Source organism: Pseudosulfitobacter koreensis (genome assembly GCF_024733015.1).
Taxonomy (GTDB): domain Bacteria; phylum Pseudomonadota; class Alphaproteobacteria; order Rhodobacterales; family Rhodobacteraceae; genus Pseudosulfitobacter; species Pseudosulfitobacter koreensis.
Genome location: NZ_JANKJG010000001.1, coordinates 220,496 through 237,086, shown reverse-complemented (window position 1 = coordinate 237,086; position 16,591 = coordinate 220,496). Strand labels below are relative to the sequence as shown.

17 protein-coding genes are annotated in these 16,591 nt (G+C 62.6%); 14 read left to right on the top strand and 3 right to left on the bottom strand.

What is annotated here, in order from left to right; all coding sequences use genetic code 11:
- Positions 1-25: 25 nt before the first annotated feature.
- Positions 26-394 carry a ribosome silencing factor gene (gene rsfS, locus NTA49_RS01295; RefSeq protein ID WP_258292838.1) on the top strand — a complete coding sequence of 123 codons (369 nt, stop codon included), beginning with the start codon at positions 26-28 and terminating at the stop codon, positions 392-394.
- Positions 395-401: 7 nt separating this feature from the next.
- Positions 402-872: a 23S rRNA (pseudouridine(1915)-N(3))-methyltransferase RlmH gene (gene rlmH, locus NTA49_RS01290; RefSeq protein WP_258292837.1), complete on the top strand. Its 471-nt coding sequence runs from the start codon at positions 402-404 to the stop codon at positions 870-872.
- 9 nt (positions 873-881) lie between these two features.
- On the opposite strand, the gene NTA49_RS01285 is transcribed toward rlmH, so the two are convergent.
- Positions 882-1,229, bottom strand: coding sequence for a hypothetical protein (locus NTA49_RS01285; RefSeq protein WP_258292836.1), 348 nt, complete (start codon positions 1,227-1,229; stop codon positions 882-884).
- The gene (locus tag NTA49_RS01280) at positions 1,226-1,924 is read right to left on the bottom strand and encodes a DUF599 domain-containing protein (RefSeq protein ID WP_258292835.1); all 699 of its coding nucleotides are present in this window, start codon (positions 1,922-1,924) and stop codon (positions 1,226-1,228) included. The genes NTA49_RS01285 and NTA49_RS01280 overlap by 4 nt, the downstream gene beginning before the upstream one ends.
- A gap of 80 nt (positions 1,925-2,004) precedes the next feature.
- Here NTA49_RS01280 and NTA49_RS01275 point away from each other — a divergent pair, with 80 nt between their 5' ends.
- From NTA49_RS01275 to NTA49_RS01250, 6 genes are all read left to right on the top strand, one after another.
- Positions 2,005-3,453, top strand: a complete 1,449-nt coding sequence (locus NTA49_RS01275) for an FAD-linked oxidase C-terminal domain-containing protein (protein ID WP_258292834.1) — start codon at positions 2,005-2,007, stop codon at positions 3,451-3,453.
- A 48-nt stretch (positions 3,454-3,501) separates the two neighbouring features.
- Positions 3,502-4,614 (top strand): FAD-binding protein, encoded by a 1,113-nt coding sequence (locus NTA49_RS01270; protein WP_258292833.1) that lies wholly within the window; start codon positions 3,502-3,504, stop codon positions 4,612-4,614.
- A complete protein-coding gene (locus tag NTA49_RS01265) occupies positions 4,614-4,982 on the top strand; it encodes a hypothetical protein (RefSeq protein ID WP_258292832.1) in 369 nt (122 codons plus the stop codon). Before NTA49_RS01270 ends, NTA49_RS01265 begins: the two co-directional genes overlap by 1 nt.
- A 10-nt stretch (positions 4,983-4,992) precedes the next feature.
- The gene (gene glcF / locus NTA49_RS01260; RefSeq protein WP_258292831.1) at positions 4,993-6,378 is read left to right on the top strand and encodes a glycolate oxidase subunit GlcF; all 1,386 of its coding nucleotides are present in this window, start codon (positions 4,993-4,995) and stop codon (positions 6,376-6,378) included.
- Between the two features lie 97 nt (positions 6,379-6,475).
- The gene (locus NTA49_RS01255) at positions 6,476-7,261 is read left to right on the top strand and encodes a trypsin-like serine peptidase (protein ID WP_258292830.1); all 786 of its coding nucleotides are present in this window, start codon (positions 6,476-6,478) and stop codon (positions 7,259-7,261) included.
- A gap of 162 nt (positions 7,262-7,423) precedes the next feature.
- Positions 7,424-7,894 carry an Hsp20 family protein gene (locus NTA49_RS01250; protein ID WP_258292829.1) on the top strand — a complete coding sequence of 157 codons (471 nt, stop codon included), beginning with the start codon at positions 7,424-7,426 and terminating at the stop codon, positions 7,892-7,894.
- A 96-nt stretch (positions 7,895-7,990) separates the two neighbouring features.
- Here the strand turns inward: NTA49_RS01250 and NTA49_RS01245 are convergent, their stop codons facing one another.
- Entirely contained in the window at positions 7,991-9,466 is a 1,476-nt protein-coding gene (locus tag NTA49_RS01245) for an NAD-dependent succinate-semialdehyde dehydrogenase (RefSeq protein WP_258292828.1), read from the bottom strand.
- Between the two features lie 80 nt (positions 9,467-9,546).
- Here NTA49_RS01245 and NTA49_RS01240 point away from each other — a divergent pair, with 80 nt between their 5' ends.
- The 6 genes from NTA49_RS01240 (at position 9,547) to NTA49_RS01215 (ending at position 16,590) form a co-directional block, all read left to right on the top strand.
- A complete protein-coding gene (locus tag NTA49_RS01240) occupies positions 9,547-10,332 on the top strand; it encodes an alpha/beta hydrolase (RefSeq protein ID WP_258292827.1) in 786 nt (261 codons plus the stop codon).
- A 144-nt stretch (positions 10,333-10,476) separates the two neighbouring features.
- Positions 10,477-11,553 carry a coiled-coil domain-containing protein gene (locus tag NTA49_RS01235; RefSeq protein ID WP_258292826.1) on the top strand — a complete coding sequence of 359 codons (1,077 nt, stop codon included), beginning with the start codon at positions 10,477-10,479 and terminating at the stop codon, positions 11,551-11,553.
- Between the two features lie 25 nt (positions 11,554-11,578).
- Positions 11,579-12,694, top strand: coding sequence for a hypothetical protein (locus tag NTA49_RS01230; RefSeq protein WP_258292825.1), 1,116 nt, complete (start codon positions 11,579-11,581; stop codon positions 12,692-12,694).
- A gap of 70 nt (positions 12,695-12,764) precedes the next feature.
- A complete protein-coding gene (locus NTA49_RS01225; protein ID WP_258292824.1) occupies positions 12,765-14,693 on the top strand; it encodes an AAA family ATPase in 1,929 nt (642 codons plus the stop codon).
- Positions 14,693-15,229 (top strand): hypothetical protein, encoded by a 537-nt coding sequence (locus NTA49_RS01220; RefSeq protein WP_258292823.1) that lies wholly within the window; start codon positions 14,693-14,695, stop codon positions 15,227-15,229. The genes NTA49_RS01225 and NTA49_RS01220 overlap by 1 nt, the downstream gene beginning before the upstream one ends.
- Positions 15,226-16,590 carry a DUF6638 family protein gene (locus NTA49_RS01215; RefSeq protein WP_258292822.1) on the top strand — a complete coding sequence of 455 codons (1,365 nt, stop codon included), beginning with the start codon at positions 15,226-15,228 and terminating at the stop codon, positions 16,588-16,590. Before NTA49_RS01220 ends, NTA49_RS01215 begins: the two co-directional genes overlap by 4 nt.
- Position 16,591 lies beyond the last annotated feature (1 nt).

Here is a 16,591-nt window from a genome sequence, read left to right as displayed (position 1 = left end):
ACCATCTGCCGACCAAACGGGCGCGATGATGCGCGCCGATGCACCCGAAGCAGGCAGCGAAGCGCAGCTGGCTTTGATCCTTTCTTCCCTTTCCGATGACAAAGCCGAAGATGTCGTGCAGATCAACCTGCAGGGCAAGACGGCCTTTGGCGACTATATGGTCGTGTGTTCGGGCAGGTCATCGCGTCAGGTCTCCGCCATCGCCGAAAAGCTGGTGCAGCGCCTGAAAGAGGCATTCGGCCGCTCCGCGCGGATCGAGGGCAAGGACACGGGCGACTGGGTTCTGGTCGATACGGGCGACGTGATCGTACACGTGTTCCGTCCGGAAGTGCGCGAGTTCTACCAGCTTGAAAAGATGTGGCAGAGCACAGGCGGTGCGACCGCACCCAGCTGACGCATCAATGAAGGTTCATATCATTGCCGTGGGGCGCCTGCGTGGCGGCCCCGAGGCAGATCTTATTTCCGATTACCTGACACGTTTCGACCGCACCGGACGGGCTCTCAGCCTGGGTCCGGCGCAGATCGTTGAAGTGGACGACCGCAAGGGCGGCGGCATGGCGGCCGAAGCCGACCTGCTGCGCCGCGCGGTGCCCAAGGGCGCATTGCTTGCGGTGATGGACGAACGTGGGCGGGTGGAAACATCGCCCAGGTTCGCGAAACGTCTGGCCGGTTGGCGCGATGGCGGGCGGTCTGATCTGGCGCTGGTGATCGGCGGTGCCGACGGGATTGATCCCGGCTTGCGCGCCGAGGCGGACTTTGCCCTGTCGTTTGGCGCGATGGTCTGGCCGCACATGCTGGTGCGGGTGATGCTGGCCGAACAGTTGTACCGCGCCGCGTCTATCCTGGCCGGGGCACCGTACCACCGCGATTGAAGGTGATGTTTATTCCAGTTCCACAACCGTCGTCTGCGCATTCCAGCCCCCCGGCAGGTCGCGCGCCTGTATCTGCACCTGCCGCGTGCCTTCGGGTATCGCCACTCCGGTCAGCGACCGGGTGAAGGGCTGCTCGTTCACATGCGGATGCGCCAGAATGCGCATGCCCAGTTGCCGCCCGTCCATGTCAAGCACCCGCCAGCCGTCGGCGTAGTGGTCCCATCCTGTGTCAGGGTGCGCGATTGTCACATCGAACTGCCATGTGTCACCGGTCTGCGCGGCGGTCACCGCGACGATCTGCGGCGGATCGGCCAGGCTTGTCGTGGCGGTCAGCATGAGGGCGGAAAGCCATCTCATTTCAGGGCCCCCAAAAGAATGCGCCGCGAGTTCGATGCAAATTCCCGCCGCCAGATGATCGCAAGGGTGAAGGTGGTGGCGACCAGCAGGGCCGCCGGCCCCAGCAGCCACGCGGCCATCGCGATGCCGAAATAGACGGCGCGCAGGCCCCGGTTGAAACTGCGGGCGGCGGCGATGTTGATCTCGGCGGATTGGCCGGCGCGGGTCAGGGCCATGGGGTCCTGCGGGTCGTTGGGCACCGAGGCCATGACCACGGCGGCATAGCCGAACAGGCGGTTGGCCCAGACGAATTTCAGGAACGCGTTGGTCAGGAACAGGCTGATGATCAGCAACTTGGCTTCCCATACAAAGACCGGCTCCGAGGTCAGGATCAGGTCATTGGCGATCTCGGTGATGCTTTCCGCATTGCCGATCATCGCCAGCGCGCCGCCGATGGCGATGGCGGCGGTCGAGGCAAAGAAAGCGGTGCTCTGGCGCAGGCTGGACAGGATCTGCGCATCGAAAATGCGCGGCTCGCGCGTGACCATCTGCACCATCCATTCGCGTCGGTATCCGGCCATGATCCGCGCCGTCGAGGGCGTGTTGGACGTCGTGCTTTCGACGCGCCAGCCGATCAGCAGCCATGCGGCGACCAACACGCCCAGGGCGATGTAATCCAGCGGGTCGAACAGGGTGAGACGGTAGGTCCATGTCATGCTAGAGTGATAGGGTGTCAGGCCGCCTCTTGTCACGCGGTCAAATTGGTAATATTAGTTTACCAATAGGAGGAAGCGCCATGGAAATGCCCGTCCCGAATCCCGCCGTGCTGGCCCGCAAGGCCCAACTGGTCAAGCGCCTGTCAAAGGTGCTGCCTGCCGATGCCGTGATCAGCGAGATAACCGAGACGCGCGCCTATGAATGTGACGCGCTGACCGCCTACAAATGCGCCCCGATGGTGGCGGTGCTGCCGTCGACGACGCAAGAGGTCTCGGACGTGCTGCGCATCTGCTTTGAAGAAGGCGTCCCCGTGGTGCCGCGCGGCTCTGGCACATCTCTTGCCGGGGGCGCGCTGCCCACAGCGGATTGCGTGATCCTGGGTGTGGCGCGGATGAACGAGGTGATCGAGACGGACTATGCCAACCGGATCATCCGCGTGCAGTCCGGGCGCACCAACCTCAGCGTGACCGGCGCGGTCGAGGAAGACGGGTTCTTCTATGCGCCCGACCCCTCCAGCCAGCTGGCCTGCGCCATTGCGGGCAATATCGCGATGAACAGCGGCGGGGCGCATTGCCTGAAATACGGCGTGACGACGAACAACCTGATGGGCGTGACGCTGGTGCAGATGGACGGCACCGTGGTCGAAATCGGCGGCGGCTATCTGGATGCGGGCGGGCTGGACCTGCTGGGGGTCATCTGCGGTTCTGAAGGGCAGTTGGGCGTGGTGACCGAAGCGACCCTGCGCATCCTGCACAAGCCCGAGGGCGCGCGACCCGTGCTGATGGGTTTCGACGACAACGAGGTCGCGGGGGAATGCGTCAGCGACATCATCAAGGCGGGCGTCCTGCCCGTTGCGATCGAGTTCATGGACCGCCCCTGCATCGAGGCGACAGAGGCCTTTGCCGGTGCGGGATATCCCGATTGCGAGGCGCTGCTGATCGTCGAGGTCGAAGGATCTGACGCCGAGATTGACGACCAACTGGCTCGGATCATGGAGATCGCGCGCAGGCACAACCCGGTTGAGCTGCGCGAAAGCAAGTCGGCGGAGGAAAGCGCCCGCATCTGGCTGGGCCGCAAAAGCGCGTTCGGCGCGATGGGCCAGATCAACGATTACATGTGCCTCGACGGCACGATCCCGGTGTCGGCGCTGCCCTTCGTGCTGCGGCGGATCGGCGAGATGTCCGAAAAATACGGGTTGCGCGTGGGCAATGTGTTTCACGCAGGCGACGGCAACATGCATCCGCTTATCCTGTTCGACGCGAACAAGCCCGGCGATCTGGAACTGTGCGAAGCCTTCGGCGCCGAGGTGCTGAAGCTGTGTGTCGAGGCGGGCGGCTGTCTGACCGGTGAACACGGTGTGGGCATCGAAAAGCGCGATTTGATGCACGTGCAATACACAATGGACGATCTGGAGGCGCAGATGGCGGTCAAGGACGTGTTCGATCCGCATTGGCTGCTGAACCCTGCGAAGGTCTTTCCGCTGGATGCCTCTGAGGCGCGGCGCGTTGTGGCGATTGCAGCGCAGTAGGGGGCCAGCCCCCTGTCCCCCCGGGATATTTGGAGCCAAGAGAAAATGATGACACCGCAGAGCGAAGCAGAACTGGCCGCATTGATTGCCGATGCCAGAGGGCCGCTTGCGGTGCAGGGCGGCGGCACGCGCGGGTTTTCGGGCACGGGCGACGTGCTGTCGGCAGCGGGTCTGGGCGGTGTAGCGCTCTATGAGCCCGGCGCGCTGACGCTGGTGGCGGGGGCCGGCACGCCGGTGGCCGAGATCGAGGCGGCGTTGGCTGCAGAGAACCAGCGGCTCGCGTTCGAGCCGATGGACCACCGCACACTGTTGGGCACCACGGGCACGCCGACCATCGGCGGCGTGATGGCGGCCAATGTCAGCGGGCCGCGCCGGATTGCGGTTGGCGCTGCACGAGATTTTGCGCTGGGGGTGCGGTTTGTCGACGGCAGCGGGCGCATCGTGAAGAACGGCGGGCGGGTGATGAAGAACGTGACCGGCTATGACCTGGTCAAGCTGATGTGCGGATCTTTCGGCACGCTTGGTGTACTGACCGAAGTCGCGATGAAGGTGCTGCCCCGGCCCGAGATCGAAGCGAGCCTGGTGATTGATACCCGCGATGCCGGGCAGGCGGTGGCAGCGCTGGCGCGTGGGCTTGGATCACCCTTCGAGGTCACGGGGGCGGCTTTCCTGCCGGATCGCGGTGCGGTGGTGCGGATCGAAGGGTTTGACGGCTCGGTCGCCTATCGGCTTGGCGCGCTGGAGGCGGCCCTTGCGGGGTTTGGCGATATCGAAAGGCTGGAAGCAGAAGCCTCGCGGACCCTGTGGCGGGGCGTGCGCGATGTCGCGCGTTTTGCCGAACGCGATGGCGATGTTTGGCGGATATCGGTCAAGCCGAGCGACGCGCCTGCCATCGTCACCGCATTGCCCGAAGAGTCCGATTACATGCTGGACTGGGGCGGCGGGCTGATCTGGGTGCTCTGCGCCAAGGGGACCGACCTGCGGGCCAGGATCGCACCCTGCGCCGGGCACGCGACCCTGATACGGGCAGATGCGCCGACGCGGGCGCGGCTGGGGGTGTTCCAGCCCGAGGCCCCCGCGCTGGCGGCGCTGACCAACGGGGTGCGGGCACGGTTCGATCCGCGCGGGGTGCTGAACGCCACGTCGGCACAGGCCGCCTGATGGCACTCTGGCTGGTTCTGTTCCTGATCATCTTCGGGCTGGGCCCCTGGATATTCCTGCGCCTGTTTCGGCTGCCCACGACGCGTGCGGTGCTGTTCGGCCTGTTCGCGTTCCTGGTGATGGCTATTGCCGTCAGCCTTTGGCTGCAGGGGGTGGCGCCGGTTCCCTGGGGTGCAAACGTCTGGGCCACATGGATCGGAATGACGCTGATCTGGGCGGCCTGGATCGCGGTTCTGGCACTGGCGGCATTGGCATGGCGACAGCGTGACCCCAGGCCAGCCATGCGCCGCTGGATCGGTGTGATCGGCGCGATGGGCACCACGGTGCCATGGTTCGGTCTGGCTGCGGCCCGGCTGTTGAGCAGTTGAAAGAGAGACGATGCAGACGACATTCACGCCCGAGCAGATGCAGGACCCGAAGATCCAACGCGCGAACCAGATCCTGCGGTCTTGCGTGCACTGCGGATTTTGCACCGCCACATGTCCCACCTATCAGGTGCTGGGCGACGAGCTGGACAGCCCGCGTGGCCGTATCTACCTGATCAAGGACATGCTGGAAAACCAGCGTGTGCCCGACGACAAGACGGTCAAGCATATCGACCGATGCCTGTCGTGTCTGGCCTGCATGACGACCTGTCCCTCGGGGGTGCACTACATGCACCTGGTGGATCAGGCGCGTGAATATATTGAGGACAACTACAAACGCCCCCTTGGCGATCGTGCCCTGCGCTGGGTGCTGGCGCGCATCCTGCCCTATCCGATGCGGTTTCGCGTGGCCCTGCTGGGGGCCAAGATGGCGCGGCCTTTCGCGCGGCTTCTGCCCGATCCGCGGCTGCGCGCGATGATCGCGATGGCGCCGAAAAAGGTGCCGCCCGTCAGCCGCAACGATGATCCGCAAAGCTTTGCGCCCGTTGCACCACGCACCAAGCGGGTGGCGCTGATGACGGGCTGCGCGCAAAAGGCGCTGAACACCGACATCAACGATGCGACCATCCGTCTGCTGACAAGGCTGGGCTGCGAGGTGGTCGTGGCCAAGGGCGCGGGCTGTTGCGGGGCGCTGACGCACCACATGGGCAAAAGCGACGAGAGCCATGCGGCGGCGGCCAAGAACATCACCGCATGGACGGACGAGATGGATGGTGACGGGCTGGACGCCATCGTGATCAATACCTCGGGCTGCGGCACAACGGTGAAGGATTACGGGCATATGTTCGCGCGTACCGACCTTGAGGCTGACGCCAGGCGCGTTGCTGAAAAAGCCATGGATATCAGCGAATTGCTGGTGCAGCTGATGACGTCCGAGCATATTGCCCGCAGTCCCAACATGGCCGCGATGGGCATTGCCGGCACAGACGCCGATGCGCCGCAGGACGGCACGCGCGCGGTGACCGTGGCCTATCATGCGGCCTGTTCGTTGCAGCACGGCCAGCAGATCAAGACGCATCCCAAGACCCTGTTGAAGATGGCGGGTTTTGGCGTGGTGGAACCGGCCGACAGCCACCTGTGCTGCGGGTCGGCGGGCACCTACAACCTGATGCAGCCCGAGATTTCGGCCGAGTTGAAGACGCGCAAGGTTCGCACGCTTGAGGCCAAGTCGCCCGATATCATCGCCGCGGGCAACATCGGCTGCATGATGCAGATCGGCAGCGCGACTGGCATTCCCGTGGTTCACACGGTCGAGTTGCTGGATTGGGCCACGGGCGGGCCGAAACCCCCGTCGCTTACGCGCGCCGCCGACCGGAATCCCGTACCGATTTTACGCTGAAGTTGGACATCGCCATATTCCTGCCGTATCGCCTGCGTAGGCAACTCGAATGCTATGGGGAAAGAACTGAATGCGGCGTTGGATGTCTTTGTTTTTAATGGCCATTGTGGTCGCGTCCTCGGCTGCGGCACAGGATGCGCGCCTGCGCAGGCTCGAGACCACCAACACGGGTCGTGAATGGGAAGCAGTGGGGCGGCTGGACATCGGCGGCATCGGCTTTTGCACCGGAACGCTTATCACGCCCGACCTGGTGTTGACGGCGGCGCATTGCCTCTTTGACAAGCACAGCAAGCAGCCCATTGCCCATGACAAGATCGAATTCCTGGCCGGATGGCGCAACGGGCGCGCCTCGGCCTATCGCAATGTGCGGCGCGCCGTGGTGCACCCCGCCTATGTCTATGACGGAGTGGCGTCGTCGGCGCGGGTGCGCAATGATCTGGCGCTGCTGGAACTGAGCCATCCGATCCGCAACACCACCATCCGCCCCTTTGGGACCGCGATGCGGCCCGCGACGGGGGATCGTGTCGCGGTCGTCAGCTATGCCAAGTCGCGCTCGGAAGTGCCGTCGCTGCAAGAGGTCTGCGAGGTGCTGTCACGTCAGGAGGGGGTGCTTATAACCTCGTGCAGCGTCGATTTCGGATCGTCCGGCGCGCCGATCTTCAGCTTTGACGGCGGCGAGGCGAACATTGTGTCCGTCGTCTCTGCCAAGGCCGAGCTTGACGGCAAGAACGTGTCCCTGGGCACGTCGCTGGCCGAACCGCTGGAAGAATTGCGTTCGGCCTTGATGGCAGGTGGCGGGTTTCAACAGGGCGCGTCCCCCAGCGCCAACCGCATTCGCGTCGGTGTGCGCAATAACACCGGGGCGAAGTTCATCAAACCTTGAAGAGTGGCGCAACGCGCCGCTGAACAGCTCTTGAATCCGCGAAATCCATCCCCACATTTGCTGCACCGGAATGCCTGAACAGGGTTCCGGTAACTGCAGAACGGGCTCGTCCACGCACGGAGGGCCTGACATGAAATCGCTCACTTCAAGAGGATGACACCTATGCGAACCTTTGATTTTGCTCCACTTTATCGCTCGACCGTTGGCTTTGACCAGATCGCCGACATGATGGACCGCGTTCTGACCAACGACCATGCGCAGAACAGCTATCCGCCCTACAACATCGAAAAGACCGATGACGACACTTATCGCATTTCTATCGCCGTCGCCGGGTTTTCCGATGCCGATCTCTCCGTCGAAGTCCGTGAAAAGGCGTTGATCGTTGCCGCGCGCAAGGCCGACGAAGATACCGCGCGCAGCTATCTGCACCGTGGGATCGCCACCCGCGCGTTCGAGCGTCGCTTCCATCTGGCCGACCATGTGGTCGTGACGGGTGCGTCGCACGCTGACGGCATGCTGCACATCGACCTGCACCGCGAAGTGCCCGAGGCGCTGAAACCCCGCCAGATCGAGATCACGGCCAGCCGCAAATCCATCGGCAAGGATGTCGTGGACGCCAAGTCGGTGAACTGATCCGGGCCCGGCTTGTAGCCTCAACCTGAGAATATGTACATAAAAGGGGGCGAACTGTACAAGTTCGCCCCTTGATGCTTTTCGCTGCAGTTTGGCTCAGACCGACATGCAGATGTATTTCATTTCCTGGTAGTCTTCCATGCCGTGATGGCTGCCTTCGCGCCCCAGACCCGATTGCTTGACGCCGCCGAAGGGGGCGACTTCGGTGCTGATGATGCCGGTGTTGATGCCGACGATGCCGTACTCCAGCGCCTCGGCCACCTTGTAGACGCGGCTGAGATCCTTGGCGTAGAAATAGGACGCCAGACCAAAGATCGTGTCGTTGGCCATCGCGATCACCTCGTCTTCGTTTTCGAACTTGAACAAAGGTGCCAGCGGGCCAAAGGTTTCCTCTTTGGCTACGGCCATGTCCTGCGTGACGCCGGTGATGATCGTCGGCGCGAAGAAATTGCCGGTCATGTCGTCCTGCGCGTCGCCCAGGATGACCGTGCCGCCCTTGGACTTGGCGTCCTTGATGTGTTCGATGACCTTTTCGGACGCGTCCGCGTTGATCAGCGGGCCCAGGTCCACGCCGCTTTCCAGACCGTCGCCGACCTGCATCTGCGACACGCGGTCTTTCAGCTTTTGCGCAAAGGCGTCGTAGACACCGGCCTGCACATAGATGCGGTTGGCGCAAACGCAGGTCTGGCCGTTGTTGCGGAACTTGCACATGATCGCACCCTCGACGGCGGCGTCCAGATCGGCGTCGTCGAACACGATGAATGGCGCGTTGCCGCCCAGTTCCATCGAGCACTTCATGACCTGATCTGCCGCCTGCTTCAGCAGGATGCGGCCCACTTCGGTCGATCCGGTGAAGGTCAGTTTGCGCACCTTGGGGTTCTCGCAGAATTCCTTGCCCACGGCAGAGGAGGACGAGGACGGCACGACGTTGAACACGCCCGCAGGGATGCCCGCGCGTTCGGCCAGAACGCCCATGACGATTGCGCTCAGCGGGGTTTCAGCGGCGGGGCGCGCGACAAAGGCGCAGCCTGCGGCCAGGGCCGGGCCAGCCTTGCGGGTGATCATCGCGTTGGGAAAGTTCCACGGCGTGATCGAGGCCGCGACGCCGATGGGCTGCTTGATCACGGTGATGCGCTTGTCGCGCTGGTGGCCGGGGATGGTTTCGCCATAGTTGCGCTTGGCCTCTTCGCCGAAGAACTCGATGAAGCTGGCGCCATAGGCGATCTCGCCCTTGGCTTCGGCCAGCGGCTTGCCCTGTTCGGCGGTCAGGATGGTGCCCAGATCGTCCTGGTTTTCCATCATCAGATCGAACCATTTGCGCATGACGGCGGCGCGTTCCTTGCCGGTCCAGCTTGCCCATTCCTTTTGCGCGGCTTCGGCGGCGTCGATGGCACCTGCGACCTGAGCGCGTGACAGATCGGCCACCTGCGCGATCACGTCGCCGCGCGCGGGGTTGGTCACGTCGAATGTGCCGTCTTCACCGTCGACCCATTTGCCGTTCACGTAGGCGCGTGTTTCCAGCAACGAGGGGTCTTTGAGCAGGCTTTTCAGGTCGGTATTTGCACTTGGCATTGCATCTCTCCAGATTTGGTCTCGTGCAGCAAAACCAACTCCTGCTATGAATGTCCAGTTCCAGACGCGGGAGAGACGACATGCCAGTGAACGACGATGCCTATGCCAACGCGGCGCACATACCGGATGGGGCAAGCTATCCTGCCCGTTGGGCGCAGGATGCTGCGGCATTTCGGGATGCCCTGGGGACGCGGGCGCAGACCGGTTTGCGCTATGGCCCCAGCCCACGCCAGACCTTTGATCTGTTCCAGCCCGAAGGCGCGCCCAAAGGCACGTTGATCTTCGTGCATGGCGGTTTCTGGCGGATGCTGTCACCGCAGGACTGGTCGCATCTGGCCGCCGGTGCCGTCGCGCGCGGCTGGGCCGTGGCCATGCCGGGGTACGAGCTGTGCCCCGACGTGCGCATCGCCGGGATCACCCGGTCGATTGCGCAGGCGGTGCAGGTGATCGCGGGGCAGACCGACGGACCATTGGCCCTGGCGGGGCACAGCGCTGGCGGGCATCAGGTGGCACGGATGTGCGCGCCGGGCATGTTGCCTGGCGATGTGGCGGCACGGGTGCGGCACGTCATGCCGATCTCGCCGCTGTCGGACCTTGAGCCGCTGCTGCTGACGTCGATGAACGACGATTTCCAGATGGACGCCGCGATGGCGCAGGCGGAAAGCCCGATGTACCAGCCCAAGCCGCAGTGCGACGTGACGGTCTGGGTCGGCGGCGCGGAGCGGCCCGCGTTTCTGGATCAGGCGCGCTGGCTGGCCGAAGCGTGGGGTTGCGCGCATCATATTGCGGCAGACAAGCACCATTTCGACGTGGTCGATCCGCTGGGCGAAACGGACAGTGCAATGCTGGATATCCTGCTGGGCTAGGCCAAGTTGCCCATACGGCACGCTTGGTTCTTTCCTTTGATCGCCGGATTTGCGAAAGTTTTCGTGAAATCGGGTCTCTGCCTGATGTAAATTCGTGTAACATTGCCTATATTGATGGCAACACATTGATACAAAGGAAATTTCATGGCCAATTTCGACGCACAAGTGCGCGAGTCCCAGTCGCAGGTTGCCGAGGCTCAGGCGAAGATCAGCGAACTGACCAGCCGCATAGAGACCGCACGCGCCAAGCTGAAGGCGGGCGATGATGCGATGATCGACATCGAAAACGCCACCCTCGAAGATGTGCATGCCCACACCGACGTGATGAACGCCAACATCGCCGAGCTGATCATGGGGCTGGACGACGTCACCGCGGCTTTCTCGAAGGACTTTGACGAGATGCGCAACAAGACGGGCTGGGAATCCGTCGTCGGGATATTTTCGCAGGCCAAGTCCGACAGCATGCGGCAGGAGCGCGTGCGCACCGCGTCGATCGACGACAAGTTGCAGGACCTGATCTCGAAATCGGACATCATCGTGCAACTGCTGCAGGGGCAGCTGACCATGCTGGAAGAGCAGAAGGTGAAGGTCGAGGACAACCTGACCGAGACGCTGGACGAGCGTGAGTTCACCGTGCAGGAACTGACGACACTGCAGAATGACATCAGGGCGATGGACCCCAAGATCATCGGTCTGGAAAACAAGATCGCGTCGGAAACCGATGCGGCTGCGCGCACCAGGCTGGAAACGGAATTGGCCGAGCAGAACAGCCTGTATAACCAGATGGTGCAGGACGAGCAGGTGAAGCTGGCCAAGAGCCAGACGCTGGAGCGCTATATCGAGAAGGGCAAGACTTGGATTGATTCGCTGCAGAACCAGGCGGCGACACAGATGGTGCTGATCAACAAACTGCAGACCGACACCAAGCAGCGTGTGGTTCTGTACGACGCGCTGACCAAATCGCTGAAAACGGCGCAACAGCAGGACGTGGCGCACCGCATCAACGAGATCGGCGTGAAAACCGACCAGGAGGCGCAGACGGCGATGGCCGGGATCGGGGCTGCGACCAACGCGCGGATGGCCGACATGCTGGAAGCGCATGAGGATCACATGGTCTTTGCCCGCGATGTGCTGGAACAGAAGGCCAAGGCCGACGAACGCTTTGCCCGCCGGTTCGAGGCCATTGTGAAGAAGCACGACAGCAACGCCTATGGCGGGTGAGCGGATCGAAGGGGCATCCTGAACGATGAACGCGCGGCATGACACCATCGGCCTGACCGACCTTTTCGCCTCGCGCCGGTATTTCCGCAAGTTCGAGGGGATCATGGCCCACATGACCCGTGTGGCGGGCGTGATGGAAGCCGAAGGCACGCTGACCCGCGAGGAGGTGAGCATACTGGTCGGTTATGCCGCCGCGCTGAACTATACGTTCAAGGCGCTGAGCCTGAAATATCTGCTGGTCGGGCGTGATACCGGGCGGTTCTTTGGGTCGCTGTCCATCGACGCCAGTGAAAGCGGGTTTCCCGCGTCGGAAGAGCTGTTGACCATGGCGTCGGACGCGCAGCAGGCGGAAAAGCACCTGCTGGGGATGCCATCGGTGGAGGCGCTGAAGGCGCAGATGGTGCAGGTGATCCTGAGCGAGCGCACGGTGCCGACCAAGCTGCAGTTCGCGCTGTCGCAGCGGCTTTATTACGAGGAACTGCTGAAGGGCAAGCTGTTCTGGCCGCGCAACGACCCCGAGATTGCTTGGTTGCGCAATGCCGGTGAGCGACGCGTGTTCCGGATGCACTGGGCGGTTTACGACAGCCAGGTGAACCTGCCGGTGATCTACATGATGGAGCTGGAGGACACAGGGAGGACCGCCCTGCCCAAGGACCAGCGTCGCTGGCCCGAAGTGCAGGCGCATCTGATGGCGCAGTCGCTGGGCGGGCTGAAGCTGATGACCATCGCCAAGGGGTTCGACGAGGATTTCGACGACCTGCACCCCAAGCGGCTGCGGCGGTTTCATGTGGGGCCGATGTATTCGGATGCGTTCACCAAGCAATCGGGACCGATCGGCGATGTGCTGTCGCAGGCGCGCGCGCCGGACGGGCAGGATTGGGCGCTGGTCTGGACCGAAGAGGATCTGCTGTCGGACCGTGTGGTCGAGGAGCGCGCCGGGTGGTTTTCATCCGTCGAGCGCGAGATTTTCAAGCTGGATCCTTTTGCGGGGCGCGGTGCCGACACGGGCGCCACGCGGATGGAGCGCAGCATCATCCTGCCGCAGCGGCCCTATCAGGTGTTGGAAGAATTGAACCCGCCGGGGTTCCGGTCAGTCGCCAAGTTCGTGGTCAGCGATGCGGGCCGGGTGCTGCGCTATTGAGCGGATCGGTTTTGGCGGTCCGGCCCTCCGGGGGGAGTTTATTTTGCAAGATGAAGATTGAGGAACCGAGATGAGCCAGACAGCCGATCAGATGGAGCTGCGCGAGGAAGAGATCACCGCGCATTATGCGATGGCTCTGGCGATGTTGCAGGGGTTCGACCATGCGCCGCGGATCGGCAAGGCGGTCGAGGCCGAGCGGCAGGAGGCGTCCTCGGGCATCGGCACGCGGCGGCGATTTCGCACCACGACGCCGGGGCTGGTGACGCGGCGGAGCACGCCCGCCGGGGCGGTGCAAGTGATCGCGCGGGTCGAGGGTGCGGAGGATACGCTGGTTTCGCCCTTGCAGGCGACGGTGCTGAACGCGTTGCGGCGGGCTATTTCCATCGCGCTGGCGGTGGCCGAGAACTATGCCGACGTGTCGGGGCTGGGCGAGCTGAAACGTGCCAACCTTGCGGGGAATCTGGCCGAGGCGCGCAAGCTCGAGTTTTCGGAGCTGCTGGCGGGCGAGGCGCTGGTCACGCTCTATGTGTTTGGCAATGCTGTTGCGTTCCTCATGTCATCGCATCAGTCCGAGGTTACGGTCGAGGTGGGTGACGTGCAGGAGATGCTGACCGACAATGGCCAGACCGCGCTGCACGGCGCGCTTTGGGAGCTGGATCAGGACATTGCCGCCCATGCGTCTGACGACGCGCGGCTGGTGGCGACGGTTGCGGCCTTTGCCGAGGCGCTAATGGAGAAGGTCGCCCTGCGCGCGCAGGAGGCGCCGCGTCTGGCGGGGTTTACCAACGCGGTCTGGCACGTCGAGGCGGATGATTTCACCATTGCGGGATTCAGCCCCGCGACCAAGGCGAAGTCGACCAAGCTGACCATGACCTTCAAGAAACCCAACGAGGTCGTGGGCAACCACATCGCCAAATATCAGGCGATGAAGCTGGCCAAGATGCTGATGGCCTATGATTTCTACCGTAAGCTGAACCCCTTTGCCGAACTGGGCGGGTTCATCTTTACCTTCATGGGCGACGGCAAGCCGGGGACGGGCAAGACCACGCTGATCCAGATGATGGCGGGGCTGATCCACGATTACTGCGCCGTCGCGGGCTATCCGTTCCGCTATCAGAACCTGAGCACCGACAACATCGACAGCTATCAGGGCAAGTCGGGGCAGAACGCCAAGGCCTTCATCAACACGATCATCGACCCCAACGCCATCGGGTTCGGCACAATCGACGACATCGACCAGCTGGCGGGCAAGCGGGGCGACAGGCAGTCGAGCACGGGCCAGCTGGAGATCACGGCGGTGCTGATGGAAAGCTTTGCCGGGGCCAATACGGTCGTGCGGGGCAATTGCACCTTTGGCATGTTCTCGAACTATCCCGAGAACGTGGACGACGCGCTGCGCCAGCGGGCAGGGGCGCGGTTTCTGGTGGACGGGCCGCAAACGCGCGAGGATTACATCGACATCCTGTACCTGCTGATGGGCAAGAACCACGACATCCCGGTGGGCGCACACGAGGTGTTTTCGGCGCAGGAGATCAAATCGGCGGTGGCCGCATCGTTCGAAAGCCACAGCCGCCCGCACGAGGCGGGGTTGATGCAGGTGTTCGACCGTGTGCAGGACCAGATCGGCACGCTGGACACCATTGCCAAGCTGGGGACCTATCTGAAGGCCATTCAGGAGGCCGACCCGCGGTTTACCGGCCGTGCGATCAAGAACATCACCGACGCGGTGAAGGTGCGGGCGATGGATTTCGAGCTGCCCGACGCATGGATGGAGAACCCCGAACTGTTCCTGTTCAAGGGCTATGACGCCAAGAAGGACATGATTTCTGAGCTGCGCCAGCCGATCACGGTGGAGATGGTGATACAGGAGATCAACCGCTACGCGGATTCCGAGTTCCGCTATGCGGACAAGTCGGACGAGGTGGCGATTGAGGAGATGGTGCGAGAGTTTGGGCGGCAGGAAGCGGCGAAGAAGCGGTATTTGGAGGGGTTGGGGTGATGGAGCTATTGAAAGCAATTAATAGCTTCATTGCCGAGCACCGCGAGCTTGTGACGCTAATCGGAATTCTACTAGTCACTTTTCTCGTCACTAAGCTTTTGAATAAATCGAACGAAAAGCGTGCCAAAATACTCAGTGATCAAGCAGAGCAAAGAGCACGTGCAGATAGGCGCCTTCAATTGGAGTTATCCCGGCGAATGAAGTTGGCAGATTTTCGCCAGGCTTGGATAGATTCGATAAGGCAAGATTTCGCGTCAATCATCGGCGCGAAACCATACCAATCTGGAGACGAGGGGCAGCGAGTGGACGACTACAATGTGCGCATCCAGAGTGTGCTTCTCAAGATGAATCCATCGGAAGTTGGTTCCAAAGCTATTTTTGACCAGCTGACGAAGCTGATGAGTAGTAAAAATAGAAATGCTGATGATGAAATTGCCTTTGAACTGACAAACTTAGTGAATTGTTATCTTAAGGCCGAATGGGACCGCTTGAAGGAAGAACTTGAAGCATACGATGAAGTGGTGACACCCCAATGAACCGCCTCATCCGCCTCGGCCTCATGTTCGGCAATCTCTACCCCGTCACCAGCCCCGCGCTGGTCGAACGCTATAACCGTGCGCTGGAGCATCTGACGGGCAAGCGCACCGCGCTCACCGATTTCTACATCGACATTTCGGGCTTTTCCCCGGAAGTGGGCGCTGATCTGGGCGATCCGCTCTACCTGAACAAGGGCGGCGTGAACCGGCAGTTTATCCTGCTCAGCACCGAGCAGAAGCGCGCGCCGCTGCTGGATGCGAAGTTCTCGACCTCTCGCACCATCTTGCGGCAATTCATCGACGAGAACGAGGCGGCGCTGTTTGCGCTGACCGCGCGGGATGCGGTGGCGGGCGAGCTGGTGAATTCGGTCTATGACGTGTCCAGACCGCAGCGGCTTTTCGACATTCGCGCCATCACCATCGACGCAGACACCACCGCAGGCACCGTGCGCAATGCCGAGGAACTGGCGGGCAAGGTGGACCGGTTCCTGCAGGTCGAGGACGCCTGGTTCGACGATGTGCTGATCGCCGAGATGATCGGCCTTGCCGCGCAGACGGGGGATGTGACGCGCAATCCGGTGAAGCTGAAGAAGATGCGCTTTGAGCAGGGGAATTTCTGGACGGCGCATTTCGGCGGGCTTTACGTGTTCAAGAGCCTCGCGCATCCGGCGGCGATCGCCAGCGGTGATGCGTCGGCGCTGGGCGAACTGCCGATCCAGCATGTCTATGGGACCGGACAGCGTAACCAGATTGCGCGGTTTTTGGAGCTGAACGGGCTGGCCGAGCCCATCGTGGCGGCGCGGGGGATCGATTCTGCCGCGATCCTGCGGCAGAAGATGGATTTTATCCTGGTCGATGCCGTCACCTCGGCGGGTGTTGATCTGTCGGGCACCACCCGCGCCGACATGCGGCGGCTGGCGCGCGACCATGCGCAGCACCTGCCCGGGGAGTTTCACGCGCTGGCGTCGCTGGTGAACTGGGCCGAGAACGGCGGCGCGTGGCCGCGTATCGCGTCGGATCACCCCGCCTATTTCTATACGCTGCGGGCGGCGGATCATGCCGATGCGGATCTGGTGAACATGCTGCTGGCCGAACTGAGCCCGAAGGACGTGCGCCAGCTGTTCATCTGTCACAAGCAGATGTTCTATGACACCTACGCACGCTGGCCCGATCCGAAAAAGGAATATGTCGCACAATATCTGGCGGCGGAATATCAGGCGGACAAGGTTGGCACGCGCGATGCGCTGTTTGGCCACGATGCCCCGATGGAAGAGCCCCCGGTCACCAAACCCCGCGCCAGGGCGCAGACGCTGGACGATATCGTCGCCCGCGTCGGCCCCTGGGGCGCAGTCAGGAGATAGG